At 60.3% G+C, this 13935-nt stretch carries 12 protein-coding genes; 4 read left to right on the forward strand and 8 right to left on the reverse strand.

The features are described 5' to 3' along the window. Window positions 1-117: 117 nt before the first annotated feature. On the forward strand, window positions 118-1224 hold the full coding sequence (locus KVG95_RS09155; protein WP_217855843.1) for an enoyl-CoA hydratase/isomerase family protein: 1107 nt from the start codon (window positions 118-120) through the stop codon (window positions 1222-1224). Between the two features lie 3 nt (window positions 1225-1227). Continuing rightward, window positions 1228-2379, forward strand: a complete 1152-nt coding sequence (locus KVG95_RS09160; RefSeq protein ID WP_217855844.1) for an acyl-CoA dehydrogenase family protein — start codon at window positions 1228-1230, stop codon at window positions 2377-2379. A 126-nt stretch (window positions 2380-2505) separates the two neighbouring features. Here the strand turns inward: KVG95_RS09160 and KVG95_RS09165 are convergent, their stop codons facing one another. From KVG95_RS09165 to pssA, 7 genes are all read right to left on the reverse strand, one after another. Then, entirely contained in the window at window positions 2506-3279 is a 774-nt protein-coding gene (locus tag KVG95_RS09165) for an enoyl-CoA hydratase (RefSeq protein WP_217856474.1), read from the reverse strand. Window positions 3280-3309: 30 nt separating this feature from the next. Then, window positions 3310-4437: an acyl-CoA dehydrogenase gene (locus KVG95_RS09170; RefSeq protein WP_007900180.1), complete on the reverse strand. Its 1128-nt coding sequence runs from the start codon at window positions 4435-4437 to the stop codon at window positions 3310-3312. Window positions 4438-4579: 142 nt separating this feature from the next. Continuing rightward, entirely contained in the window at window positions 4580-5773 is a 1194-nt protein-coding gene (locus tag KVG95_RS09175; RefSeq protein WP_050683239.1) for an acetyl-CoA C-acyltransferase, read from the reverse strand. Between the two features lie 12 nt (window positions 5774-5785). Beyond that, a complete protein-coding gene (locus KVG95_RS09180) occupies window positions 5786-6547 on the reverse strand; it encodes an SDR family NAD(P)-dependent oxidoreductase (protein WP_217855845.1) in 762 nt (253 codons plus the stop codon). Window positions 6548-6563: 16 nt separating this feature from the next. Then, the gene (locus KVG95_RS09185; protein WP_217855847.1) at window positions 6564-8228 is read right to left on the reverse strand and encodes an AMP-binding protein; all 1665 of its coding nucleotides are present in this window, start codon (window positions 8226-8228) and stop codon (window positions 6564-6566) included. Between the two features lie 277 nt (window positions 8229-8505). After that, window positions 8506-9522, reverse strand: coding sequence for an AraC family transcriptional regulator (locus KVG95_RS09190; protein WP_217855850.1), 1017 nt, complete (start codon window positions 9520-9522; stop codon window positions 8506-8508). A gap of 255 nt (window positions 9523-9777) precedes the next feature. Then, window positions 9778-11121: a CDP-diacylglycerol--serine O-phosphatidyltransferase gene (gene pssA / locus KVG95_RS09195; protein WP_217855852.1), complete on the reverse strand. Its 1344-nt coding sequence runs from the start codon at window positions 11119-11121 to the stop codon at window positions 9778-9780. A 217-nt stretch (window positions 11122-11338) separates the two neighbouring features. On the opposite strand from pssA, the gene KVG95_RS09200 reads away from it, so the two are divergent. Both KVG95_RS09200 and KVG95_RS09205 read left to right on the forward strand, forming a co-directional pair. Then, window positions 11339-11902: a TetR/AcrR family transcriptional regulator gene (locus KVG95_RS09200; RefSeq protein WP_217855854.1), complete on the forward strand. Its 564-nt coding sequence runs from the start codon at window positions 11339-11341 to the stop codon at window positions 11900-11902. Between the two features lie 56 nt (window positions 11903-11958). Further along, window positions 11959-12435 (forward strand): nuclear transport factor 2 family protein, encoded by a 477-nt coding sequence (locus tag KVG95_RS09205; RefSeq protein WP_217855856.1) that lies wholly within the window; start codon window positions 11959-11961, stop codon window positions 12433-12435. A 120-nt stretch (window positions 12436-12555) separates the two neighbouring features. Here the strand turns inward: KVG95_RS09205 and sfnG are convergent, their stop codons facing one another. Continuing rightward, complete coding sequence (gene sfnG, locus KVG95_RS09210; RefSeq protein ID WP_217855858.1) at window positions 12556-13650, reverse strand: dimethylsulfone monooxygenase SfnG; 1095 nt, start codon at window positions 13648-13650, stop codon at window positions 12556-12558. Between the last annotated feature and the right edge of the window lie 285 nt (window positions 13651-13935).

Genomic DNA, 13935 nt, shown 5'->3' on the forward strand with positions numbered 1-13935 from the left:
AATGCAAACAGCACCTGCACGTATCCCGGTTGTACATCACAATTTTGCACTGATACGATCCAGCATCGCTCGCGCGCGAGCTTCTCTATAAAGAACAATAAAAGCAGGGAGTTAGTGATGACTGCTCAGGTTTCATCCCCGACAACACAGCCCATGGATGCCACGCAAAACGAAGTGTTGGCCGAGGTTCGCAATCACATCGGTCACCTGACCCTCAATCGCCCCGCCGGCCTCAACGCCATTACCCTGGACATGGTTCGCAGCCTGCAACAGCAGCTCGATGCCTGGGCACAGGATCCGCAGGTGCATGCGGTGGTGTTGCGCGGCGCGGGTGAGAAAGCGTTCTGCGCCGGCGGTGATATTCGCTCGCTGTACGACAGTTTCAAAAGCGGCGACACCCTGCATGAAGACTTCTTCGTCGAGGAATACGCCCTCGACCTCGCCATCCATCACTATCGCAAACCGGTCCTGGCCTTGATGGACGGCTTTGTGCTGGGCGGAGGCATGGGGCTGGTGCAAGGCGCCGATTTGCGGGTGGTCACCGAGCGCAGCCGTCTGGCGATGCCGGAAGTGGCCATCGGTTATTTCCCGGACGTCGGCGGTAGCTACTTCCTGCCGCGCATCCCCGGTGAGCTGGGCATTTATCTCGGTGTCAGCGGCATGCAGATCCGCGCCGCCGATGCACTCTATTGCGGCCTGGCCGACTGGTACCTGGAAAGCGACAAGCTGGGCACGCTGGACGAACAACTCGATCACCTCGAATGGCACGACACGCCGCTCAAGGACCTGCAAGGCATGCTGGCGAAACTCGCCGTGCAGCAACTGCCGGCAGCGCCCCTGGCGGCGTTGCGGCCGGCTATCGATCACTTCTTCGCCCTGCCTGATGTGCCGAGTATGGTGGAACAACTGCGTGAAGTGACCGTCGCCGACAGCCATGAGTGGGCCACGGCCACCGCCGACCTGCTGGAGAGCCGTTCACCGCTGGCCATGGGCGTGACCCTGGAAATGCTGCGGCGCGGTCGGTACCTGAGCCTGGAACAGTGCTTCGCCCTCGAACTGCACCTGGATCGCCAGTGGTTCGAACGCGGCGACCTGATCGAAGGCGTGCGCGCCTTGCTGATCGACAAAGACAAGAACCCGCGTTGGAACCCGCCGACTCTGCAGGCGCTGGACGCTGAGCACGTGGCGAGTTTTTTCACCGGGTTCGACCAGAGCGGGAGCTGAGTCATGCACGATATCGAATTGAGCGAAGAACAAGTGATGATCCGCGACATGGCCCGGGATTTTGCCCGCGGTGAAATCGCGCCCCACGCACAGGCCTGGGAAAAGGCAGGCTGGATCGATGACGGTCTGGTGGCGAAGATGGGTGAACTGGGTCTGCTGGGCATGGTTGTGCCCGAGGAATGGGGCGGCACTTATGTCGACTACGTCGCCTATGCGCTGGCGGTGGAAGAGATTTCTGCCGGTGACGGCGCCACCGGTGCGCTGATGAGTATCCACAATTCCGTGGGTTGCGGGCCGGTGCTCAACTACGGCACCGAAGAACAGAAACAGCAATGGTTGCCGGACCTCGCCAGCGGCCAGGCCATCGGCTGCTTTTGCCTCACCGAACCCCAGGCCGGTTCCGAAGCGCATAACCTGCGCACCCGCGCCGAACTGCGCGACGGCCAGTGGGTGATCAATGGCGCCAAGCAATTCGTCAGCAATGGCAAACGGGCGAAGCTCGCAATCGTGTTCGCCGTGACCGATCCGGAGCTGGGCAAGCGCGGCATCTCGGCGTTCCTGGTACCGACCGAAACCGCGGGTTTCATCGTCGACCGCAGTGAACACAAGCTGGGTATCCGTGCTTCCGATACCTGCGCCGTCACCCTGAACAATTGCACTGTTCCCGAAGCCAATCTGCTCGGCGAACGCGGCAAAGGTCTGGCCATCGCCCTCTCCAACCTCGAAGGCGGCCGCATCGGCATCGCCGCGCAAGCCTTGGGCATCGCCCGGGCAGCGTTCGAAGCGGCGCTGGCTTACGCGCGGGATCGGGTGCAGTTCGACAAGCCGATCATCGAACACCAAAGCATCGCCAACATGCTGGCCGACATGCACACCCGCTTGAACGCCTCGCGTTTGCTGATCCTGCATGCCGCAAGGTTGCGCAGTGCCGGCAAACCGTGTCTGTCGGAGGCTTCACAGGCCAAGCTGTTTGCATCCGAGATGGCCGAGAAGGTCTGCTCGTCGGCGATACAGATTCATGGCGGGTATGGGTATCTGGAAGACTACCCGGTGGAACGCTACTACCGGGATGCGCGGATCACGCAGATTTATGAAGGGTCGAGCGAGATACAGCGGATGGTGATTGCCCGGGAGCTCAAGCACTACCTGGTTTGAAGCCTTAAAAGCTTCGCGAGCAAGCCCGCTCCCACATTAGTCCTGCGGTGTACACGGCATTTGTGAACACCCGAGATCAAATGTGGGAGCGGGCTTGCTCGCGAAAGCGTCCGCAAGAACGCTACATCACTTACCCTGGAACTCCGCCTCCCGCTTGGCAATAAACGCCGCCATCCCTTCCTTCTGATCCTGCATCGCAAACGCCGCATGGAACACCCGACGCTCAAAGCGCACGCCTTCCGACAGGCTGACTTCAAACGCGCGGTTGACGCTTTCCTTGATCATCATCGCAATCGGCAGCGACTTCTTGGCAATCAGCGCCGCGACTTTCAGCGCCTCTTCCAGTAGCTCATCCGCCGGCACGATGCGCGCAACAATGCCGCAACGCTCCGCTTCCACCGCATCGATCAATCGCCCGCTCAGGCACATTTCCATGGCCTTGGCCTTGCCCACTGCGCGAGTCAGGCGCTGGGTGCCGCCCATGCCTGGCAACACACCGAGGTTGATTTCCGGCTGACCGAATTTGGCGTTGTCGCCCGCCAGAATGAAGTCGCACATCAACGCCAGTTCACAGCCACCGCCCAAGGCGAAACCGTTGACCGCGGCGATGATCGGCTTGCGGCGGTTGGCCACGCGATCGCTGTCACTGAACAGGTCATCGAGGTAGATCTGCGGATAGGTCAGCTCGGCCATTTCCTTGATGTCGGCACCGGCGGCGAAAGCTTTTTTCGAGCCGGTCAGCACGATGCAACCGATGTTCGAATCGGCTTCCAGACCATCGAGGGCGTGGTTCAATTCGCTGACAATTTGCGCATTCAACGCGTTCAAGGCTTGTGGACGGTTGAGGGTAATCAGGCCGACGCGGCCGTGGGTTTCCAGCAAAATCGTTTCGTAGTTCAGCTCTTTATTGCTCACAGAGGGGACTCCTTCTCAAAGATTGCGCGAAATGACCATGCGCTGAATGTCGCTGGTGCCTTCGTAGATCTGGCACACCCGCACGTCGCGGTAGATCCGCTCCAGCGGGAAGTCGTTCAGGTAACCGTAACCGCCAAGGGTTTGCAACGCCGAGGAGCAGACCTTCTCGGCCATTTCCGAAGCGAACAGCTTGGCCATGGATGCTTCCACCAGCGCCGGTTTACCGCTGTCGCGCAACGCCGCCGCGTAATGCACCATCTGCCGGGCGACGGCGATCTGGGTTGCCATGTCTGCCAAGCGAAACGCTACCGCCTGGTGTTCGATGATCGGCTTGCCGAAGCTCTCGCGTTCACGGGCATAGTCGCGGGCCGCTTCGAACGCGGCGCGGGCCATGCCCACCGATTGCGAGGCGATGCCGACACGGCCGCCTTCGAGGTTGGCCAAGGCGATCTTGTAGCCTTCGCCCTCCTCGCCCAGTCGATTGGCCACCGGGACCTTCACATCCTCGAAGAGAATCTGGCAGGTGTCGGAGGCGTGCTGACCGAGTTTGTCTTCAACTCGCGCAACTTTATAGCCCGGCGAATCGGTGGGCACGATCAGCGCCGTGATCCCACGCTTGCCAGCACTCGGGTCGGTCACCGCAAACACAATCACCACCCCGGCGTTTTGCCCGGAGGTGATGAATTGCTTGCAGCCGTTGAGCACGTAGTGATCGCCATCGAGCCGGGCGCGGGTTTTCAGGCTGCTGGCATCGGAGCCAGCTTGCGGTTCGGTCAGGGCAAACGCACCGAGCATCGCGCCGCTGGCCAGCGGTTTGAGGAAGCGTTCTTTCTGATCGTCGTTGCCGAACTTGAGGATCGGCACGCAACCCACCGAGTTGTGCACGCTCATGATGGTCGAGCAGGCGCCGTCGCCGGCAGCGATTTCTTCCAAGGCCATGGCGTAGGCCAGGTAACCGGTGTCGCAACCGCCCCACTGCTCCGGCACCAGCATGCCGAAGAAACCCAGGTCGGCCATCTCGCCAATGGCTTCCTTGGGGAAGCGATGTTCACGGTCCCATTCGGCGGCGAACGGTTTCAGCCGTTCCTGGGCAAACTGCCGGGCCGCGTCGCTGATCTGAAGTTGTTCGTCATTGGGAATCATGCCAAGTCCTTAAAATTCAAGTTGAAACGCAAGACCTGTGGGAGCGGGCTTGCTCGCGAAGAGGCCGTGTCAGTCGACATCAATGTTGAATGACACACCGCCTTCGCGAGCAAGCCCGCTCCCACAGGGATTGGTGTCAGCTTCAGTACAGGCATTCCACAGCCATGGCCGTGGCTTCACCGCCACCGATGCAGATCGCTGCAACACCGCGTTTCAGGCCTTTCTGGCGCAAGGCCGAGAGCAAGGTCACAAGGATCCGCGCGCCAGATGCACCAATCGGGTGACCCAAAGCGCAGGCACCACCGTGGACGTTGATCTTCTCGTGAGGGATTTCCAGTTTGGTCATGGTCACCAGACTGACCACCGCAAAGGCTTCATTGACTTCGAACAATTCGACTTCGTCCAGGGACCAGCCGGTTTTCTTCATCAGCTTCTTGATCGCGCCCACCGGTGCCACCGGGAACAGCCCCGGCGTGTCGGCAAATGCAGCGTGACCATGAATCACCGCCAGCGGTTTCAGGCCTTGTTTCTCTGCTTCGGAACGGCGCATCAACACCAATGCCGCCGCGCCATCGGAGATCGAACTGGAGTTCGCCGCCGTCACGGTGCCGCCATCACGGAACGCCGGTTTCAGCGAGGCGATCTTGTCCAGTTTGGCTTTCGGCGGTTGTTCGTCGTGGCTGATCAGCACCTGCTCTTTGCCGACGGTCACGGTGAGCGGCACGATCTCGGCGTTGAAACTGCCGTCCTTGATCGCCTGTTGCGCGCGGGTGGTCGAAGCAATGGCAAAGGCGTCCTGAGCTTCGCGGGTAAAGCCGTTGGTTTCAGCGCAATCCTCGGCAAAGGTGCCCATCAGGCGGCCCTTGTCGTAGGCGTCTTCAAGACCGTCGAGGAACATGTGATCGAGCACCCGGCCATGGCCCATTCGATAACCGCTGCGGGCGCGGTCCAGCAGGAATGGCGCGTTGGACATGCTTTCCATGCCCCCGGAGACCACAACATCGGCACTGCCGGCGATCAGCATGTCGTGAGCCAGAATCGTGGCTTCCATGCCCGAGCCGCACATTTTGTTCAGCGTGGTGCAACGGGTCGATTTATCCAGCCCGGCGCCCAGTGCCGCTTGCCGCGCCGGGGCCTGGCCGAGGCCGGCGGACAGCACGCAACCGAACAGCACTTCTTCTACGGATTCAGGGGCGATACCGGCGCGCTCAACGGCAGCACGAATCGCCGCGGCGCCCAGCTGCGGTGCGGTCAGGCTTTTCAGTTCGCCCTGAAAACCGCCCATCGGGGTGCGGACGGCGCTGACAATAACAATCGGATCGTTGGAAAGTGTCATGTCTAATCCTCCTTATTTGGCGGCCATGCGCAGGGCACCGTCGAGACGGATCACCTCGCCGTTGAGCATGCTGTTTTCTATGATATGCCTGACCAGCGCGGCGTACTCGCTCGGCTTGCCCAGGCGCTGCGGGAACGGCACGCCAGCGGCCAAGGATTCGCGCACTTCCGGAGTCATGCCGGCCATCATCGGGGTTTCGAAAATGCCCGGGGCGATGGTCATCACGCGGATGCCGAAGCGCGCCAGTTCACGGGCGGCGGGCAAGGTCAGGCTGACGATCGCGCCTTTCGACGCCGAATACGCCGCTTGGCCGATCTGGCCGTCGAAGGCCGCGGCCGAAGCGGTGTTGATGATCACGCCACGCTCACCGCCTTCGTCGGCTTCGGTTTCGGCAATCGCCGCCGCAGCCAGGCGCAGCATGTTGAAGCTGCCGATCAGGTTGACGTTGATCACCTGGCTGAAGCTGGCCAATGCATGGGGGCCGTTCTTGCCGAGGATCTTCTCGCCACGGACGATGCCGGCGCAATTGACCAGACCATTGAGGCCGCCAAACGCTTTGACCGTCGCCTGCACCGCTGCTTCCGCAGCAGCTTCATTGCTAATGTCAGCCACTACGCTTTGCGCGCCCAGACGTGCAGCCTGAGCCGCGACGGCTTCGGCATTCATGTCCACCAGCATCACCTTGGCGCCAGCAGCCACCAGCATTTCAGCAGTGGCGGCACCGAGGCCGGACGCACCGCCGGTGACGAGAAAAACCTTGTTTTCGATCTGCATCATTGTTTCCTTGGATTCAAGCTGAAACGTTCTTCGCGGTGGCCTCTTGAGCCTTGGCGATTTCCTGGTTGCGCAAGATAAAGCGCTGCAATTTGCCGCTTGGGGTTTTCGGCAATTCGCTGACAAATTCGATTTCACGGGGGTACGCGTGCGCCGCCAGACGCTTGCGCACGTGTTGGCGTAGCTCTTCGGCGAGTGCAGGTTCGGCGCGGTATTGCGGGCTGAGCACGACGAAGGCTTTCACCAGCTCGGTGCGCTCCGGGTCGGGCTTACCGATCACCGCCGCTTCGACCACTGCCGGGTGTTCGATCAGCGCACTTTCGACGTCGAACGGGCCGACGCGGTAGCCGGAGGTAGTGATCACGTCGTCACTGCGGCCGACGAAGCTGATGCTGCCGTCCGGGTTCCACTCGACGGTATCGCCGCTCAGGTAATAGTTGCCGACGAAGGCCTTGGTCGGAGCGCCTTCGTAGCCGCCGAACCAGTACATCGGCGACTGGGTACGGTCGATGGCCAGAATGCCTGGCTGGCCGACGCCGAGTTCTTTGTATTCGTCATCGAGCACCACGATGCGGTGACCCGGCGAGGCGAAACCGGCAGCGCCGACGTGCACTGGATGATCGAGGCCGTGGTGATTGCACAGAACCATGCCCAGTTCGGTCTGGCCGTAATGGTCGTGGATCACCACGCCGAGGTTATCGGCGAACCAGCGGATCACTTCCGGGTTCAGCGGCTCGCCAGCGCTGCTGACGATGCGCAGCTTGCCCTTGATCGAGCGGGCGAACTCGTCGCCACCGGCAATCAGCAAGCGATACGCGGTCGGCGAACCGGTGAGGTTGGTGATCCCGTATTTGTTGATCACCCGGCAGGTGCTTTCGAGGGTGAACGGGCCATCGTAAAAGGTGATCGGGTGCCCCATCGCCATCGGCCCGGTGACACCGAAATAGATGCCATAGGCCCAGCCCGGATCGGCGACGTTCCAGAACGCGTCTTCAGGGCGCAGGTCTACGGCATCACGGGTGTAACTCTGGAACGCGACAATTGCCTTGAGCGGCACCGACAGCGCTTTCGACGGGCCGGTGGTGCCCGAGGTGAACATCAGCAGGAACGGGTCTTCGCCAGTCAGCAATACCGGTTCGCACTCGGAAGAATAATTGGCCAGTTCGGCCCAGAAACTGAAATCGCCACGCACGATGCCCTGGCCCTTGGGACCGCCAACGGTGACGATAGTCGGGCAGTCGGCCACTTCAGCAAGTTTCGGGCGATTGACCGCGTCGGTTACTACGACTGCGGCGCCGGAGCTGTTGAGGCGATGTTCGATGGCTTTCGGGCCGAATGCCGTAAAGAGCGGCTGATAGACCGCGCCGATGCGCCAGGTGGCGAACACGGTGATCAGTAATTCAATGTTGCGTGGCAAGAGGCCGGCGACTTTATCGCCCTTCTTCACGCCCTGGGCCAGCAGGAAATTGGCAAACCGCGCGGCCTTATCCTGCAAGTCGCTGAAGGTGTAGGTCGCGCTGGCGCCGTCGCGGCCTTCCCAGAACAGCGCGATGCGCCCCGGCAAGGCATGCCGGTCGCAACACTCGACGCAGGCATTGAGCGCGCTCAACGACCCTGTGAGCGCGGCATCGACGGTGTGCTGATAATTGAACTGTGACGTGGCAGACAAGTAATCGCGCATTGCCAGAATCCCTGTGTATTTTTATTAGGTTGGGGGAACCGTAAATAACAGGGAAATACTCGCTCTGCGCGGGGCGCGGGACAATGGTCAAAGCTATCAAGTTGTGTGACTGGTTTGGCCAAGGTTCAAGGGATGCAGCGCCTGGGCGGACGCCTTCGCGAGCAAGCCCGCTCCCACATAAGTTTTGTGTGGGTTGCAAATAGGTGGGCAGACACAATTCCACTGTGGGAGCGGGCTTGCTCGCGAAGGCGCCAGACCAATCAACACAAAATCCGGATCAACTGGCCTCGTTAAGAATCAAACTCCGATAATGCCCCGGATTAGACCCCGACCACTTGCGAAATGCCTTGTAGAACGAACTGGTATCGGCAAACCCCAAACGGGTGGCGATTTCGGCGAAGCTGATGGCAGGCTCGGCCAGCCAGACGATGGCCAGTTCCTTGCGCACACTGTCCTTGAGCCCCTGATACGTCTGCCCCTCTTCAGCCAGGCGGCGGCGCAGGGTCGAGGCCGACATGCACAGTTGCTGCGCCAGCGCCTCGGTTTCCGGCCAATGCTCGGCGGGCAGTTGCCGCAGATCGTGCTTGATTCGACTGGCCAGGCTTTCGGGGTCGCGATACTTGACCAGAATGTTCGCCGGCGCATGGGCCAGGAAGCGTTTGAGCTCTTCAGAGCTGCGCTTGATCGGCAAATCCAGGCAGTCAGCGGAGAAGATCATCCGCGTGCGCGGCCGGTCGAACCGCAGGTTCTCGGAGAACATCACCCGATAGTCATCACAAAAATCCGGCGCCGGGCAACGCAACTCAATGGCCAAAATCGGTATCCGCCGCCCCGCCAGCCAGCAGGCCACGCCGTGCACAATCATCCAGTAAGTGAAATAGGTGAAGGCACGGCGCGGGTCTTCGTCGTCCTCCAGCAGCACGATTTCCGCCAGGCTTTGCTGGCGAACCAGTTGCGCGGGCATGCGCTCCAGCATCAACGACAGAAAGCTCAGGCCCGAAGTCAGCCCGGCCGCCAGGCTTGGCTGAACCATCGAGCAACGACACAGAAACTCCAGGCTGCCGGACTTGAGCTTGCGCGGGTCCATGCCAAAAAACTCATCGTCCCCGCGGCGGGCCAGCAACCGCCACAACCGCGCATAAGCGGTGGCCGGAACACGGGCGTCGGTGGTTTCCAGCAACGCCGGATCGATGCCGACCTTGTTCAACACCTCTTCGGTGGCAGCGCCCGGGGCGCAACTTTGCAACAGCGCTTCACGCACCAGTTGAATGGAGATGGTGTCTTTTTCCGACATTGACCGTGGCGAGCCTTGTTCTTGTGTGAGTGGTGAGCATATTAGCGCAGCCATCAGCCCGGCGCAGATCCCTGTGGGAGCGGGCTTGCTCGCGAAGGGGCCATAACAGTCAACATTGATGTCGCCTGACACACCGCTTTCGCGAGCAAGCCCGCTCCCACATTGGATTTGAGTCGATCACAATTCCAATGTGGGAGCGAGCCTGCTCGCGATGGCATTTGGGCAGGCGCCACACCTACCCCGCCGTGTTAACCCTCACAAAATCCGATACAACAACCGCTCGATCCGTACCCGACTCACGCGCTTGAGAAACTTGGCCACTCCCGCCGGATAATCCGGCAGCGTTTCCAGATCCTGATACCGCTCAATACGGCTGGTGTGTTGGAAAATCTCCGCCAGCTCATTGCCACGCGGTTCCAGCAATTCACCTTTCGGATCATCAATCAGCAACGCGTTTTCCAGGTCGAGACGGAACGCACGTGGGTTGAGGTTGTTACCGGTCAGCAAGGTGTAGCGCTGATCGATCCACATGCCCTTCAGGTGATAGGTGTTGTCACCATCCTTCCACAAATGCAGGTTCAGCTTGCCACTGTCGATGCTGCGCTGATGGCGCTTGGCGAAGCGTCGCAGGCTGATTTCGTAAAGGTACGGCAACGCCGCGATGACCTTGAACGGCTCGCTAGGCGGAATGTAGAAGTCGTTGGCGGTTTTGTCGCCGACGATGATGTCGATCTTCACGCCCCGCGCCAGCGCCCGGTTGATTTCCCGGGTCACTGCCAGCGGCAGGTTGAAGTACGGCGTGCAGATGGTCAGCTGATGTTGGGCGCTGGCGATCAGCTCGCAGATCACCCGGCTCAACGGGTTGTTCTTGCCCACACCGAGCAAGGGACTGACCGATAAACCGCCCTTCGCCGTATTGCCGGCCGTGGTGTCGTACGCCGCGTGCTTGAGGCGGCTGCGCAGGTCACCGATGTCGTTGCGCAGGCTGCGGGTGGTCGGCAGGTTCGGCAGGTCAAGGCGATGTACCGCTTTGGAGGCGATCAGACCGTGCTGAATCAGGTGCTGCATCGAATCGGCCAGCGCATGATTCTGCAGCAGGTGATAACGGTCGAAGCGGTACTTGTCGAATTTGTGCAGGTAAACGTTGTTCAGGCTCGCGCCGCTGTAGAGCACGCAATCGTCGATCACAAAGCCCTTCAAATGCAGCACGCCGAACAGCTCGCGGGTCTGCACCGGCACACCGTACACCGGCACCACGCTTTCGTGGGTACGGGTCGCTTCCTGATACCAGGCCGAGTTGCCCGGCTGCTTACCGGCACCGATCAAACCGCGCTGGGCGCGCAACCAGTCCACGACCACCACCACGTCCAGTTCCGGGCGCGCCAGTTTGGCGGCGTGCAGGGCATCGAGGATTTCCTGCCCGGCCTCGTCCTGTTGCAGGTACAGCGCGACGATATAGATGCGCTGGGTTGCCTGGGCGATTTGTTCCAGCAGGCAACGGCGGAACTCGGCGGCGCCAGAGAGGATGGTGACGGCATCGGCGGTCAGCGGAAAACTGCGCAGTTTAGGCAGCAGAGAGCGTTTGAAAAGCGACGGCATAGGGCTCGCAAAAGGGTCGAATCCGAAGAACCCGAGAGCTTACACCATGGATTGCCTTGGGTCTTGTTACTGTCTGTAATGGCCTCTTCGCGAGCAAGCCCGCTCCCACATTTGAAATGCGTTCCCCTGTGGGAGCGGGCTTGCTCGCGAAGGCAATTTCACAAGCGACACAAATTACCACTTGACCAAGGAGAACGATCATTCTACTGTTAGCCACATGAACGAAATCACTAGCAACGACACACGCGACATCATTCTGGATGTCACCGAAAAGTTGATCTACAAAAGTGGCATCGCTGCCACCGGCATGGATCTTCTGGTGAAAACCGCCGGCGTTTCCAGAAAAAGTATTTACCGCTACTTCGCCAACAAGGAGGAGCTCACCGTCGCGGCCCTGCAACGCCGTGATGTGCGCTGGATGAATTGGTATCGAAGCGAAGTCGGCAAGGCGCAAACCCCGGCCGACCGGCTGCTCAACCTGTTTACCGTGCTCAAGGCCTGGTTCGCCTCCGAAGGCTTTCGCGGCTGCGCATTCATCAACACCAGCGGCGAAACCGGCGATGCGCAAGACCCGGTTCGCCTGGTCGCCAAAGACCACAAACAGAAGCTGCTCGACTACGTGCGCGAGCTCTGTACCGAACATGGCGCACAAGACCCGGAGACGCAGGCCAAACAGCTGCTGATCCTGATCGACGGTGCCATCACCGTAGCGCTTGTGATGGGTGATCACAGTGCCGCCGATAATGCGCAATGCATGGCGCGAAAGTTATTGGACCTGTAACACTTTTAATAAGCCCGACAACTTGCTTGAACGTTAATTTGATAGGGAGACTTAATATGTCTACTGCCGAAGTTCGTCCGCCATTGCCACCGTTTACCCGTGAATCGGCCATCGAAAAAGTTCGCCTGGCCGAGGATGGCTGGAACTCCCGCGACCCGGAACGGGTGTCCCTGGCCTACACCCTGGACACCCAATGGCGTAACCGCGCCGAGTTCGCCCATAACCGCGAAGAAGCCAAAGCATTCCTGACCCGCAAATGGGCAAAGGAACTGGACTACCGCCTGATCAAGGAACTCTGGGCCCATGGCGCCAACCGTATCGCCGTGCGTTATGCCTACGAATGGCATGACGACTCCGGCAACTGGTTCCGTTCCTACGGCAACGAGAACTGGGAGTTCGACGAGAACGGCCTGATGTTCAACCGTTACGCCTGCATCAACGACATGCCGATCAAGGAAAGCGACCGCAAGTTCCACTGGCCGCTGGGCCGCCGGCCGGATGATCACCCGGGCTTGTCCGACTTGGGCCTATAGGTTCACACAGTTCAAATGTGGGAGCGGGCTTGCTCGCGAACGCGGTGTGTCAGTCGACATCAATATTGAATGTCAGTCCGTCTTCGCGAGCAAGCCCGCTCCCACAGTGGCTTGTGGTGTTCAGGCTACCGCGGCGGTTTGCTTCAGTTGAGCTTTGGCCTCCAACTCCCGCACCAACGGCAACACCCGCTTCCCGAAATATTCCACCTCTTCCTGAAAGTGCAGGAACCCCGCCAGCACCAAATCCACGCCCACCGCTTTCAACGCGACGATCCGCTCGGCGATCTGCTGCGGTGTGCCGATCAGGTTGGTCTTGAAACCATCGTTGTACTGCACCAGATCTTCAAACGTCGATTTCGCCCAGTTGCCCTCGCCCTCGGGTGACGCCCTGCCCGCTTGCTTCGCCGCGTCGCCAAACGCGTTCACGGCTTGCGGGTCGGCCTGATCGATGATCTGCGCCAACACCGCCCGCGCCTCTTCTTCGGTATCGCGCGCGATGACAAACGCATTCACCCCGACCTTCACCGAATGATTGTTCGCGGCCGCTTTCGTGCGGATGTCGTCGACCTGGGCCTTGATGCCTTCGGGGGTGTTGCCGTTGGTGAAGTACCAGTCCGAAACCCGCGCCGCCATGTCCCGGGCCGCACGGGAACTGCCGCCCTGGAAGACTTCCGGCTGGCCCAGCGGCTTGGGTTTGAGGCTGTAGTTGTCGAAGCGATAGAAGTCGCCGCGAAAGGTAAAGTTGTCCTGGGTCCAGATGCCCTTCAATGCACGAATAAATTCTTCGGAGCGGCGATAACGTTCGTCGTGTTCCAGCCAGTGTTCACCGATGGCCTGAAACTCGCCCTTGAACCAACCACTGACAATGTTCACCGCCACCCGGCCGTTGGTGAGTTGATCGATGGTTGCCAGTTGTTTGGCCGCCAGCGCCGGCTGCCATGGCCCCGGCAGGATCGCCGCGATGACTTTCAGTTTAGTGGTGGCGGCCAGCAGCGCATGACTGAAGGCAACGGATTCATGCTGGAACTCGGCGCCATAACCGGCGGTGAAACGAATCTGGGTCAGGGCATATTCGAACCCCGCCTCTTCGGCCAGTTGCGCCAGTTTGCGGTTGTAGTCGATGCCCCAGTGGGTGCGCTGCTCGATCTTGCTGACCACCAGCCCGCCGCTGACGTTCGGTACCCAGTAGGCAAATTTGACGGCTTGATGACTCATTGGCATGTCCTCGGGTTTTCAGGGAAGTCCTGAGGCCAGAGCAGCAACCGTGCCAGCGCTGAATCGCGATTTGTGACACTACCGTCTTGAGTCGAGCGAGATCCCTGTGGGAGCGGGCTTGCTCGCGAAGGCGGTTTAACATTCAACATCTTTATTGACTGGCATATCGCTTTCGCGAGCAAGCCCGCTCCCACAGGGATCCGGGTACACCTGAAGCAATTTGCTGATGCTCTGTTGGCACAGCAACAATTCAGGCCACGCCGAAATCCACAACATCCAATAAAC

It is taken from the genome of Pseudomonas farris (assembly GCF_019145235.1).
Lineage (GTDB): Bacteria > Pseudomonadota > Gammaproteobacteria > Pseudomonadales > Pseudomonadaceae > Aquipseudomonas > Aquipseudomonas farris.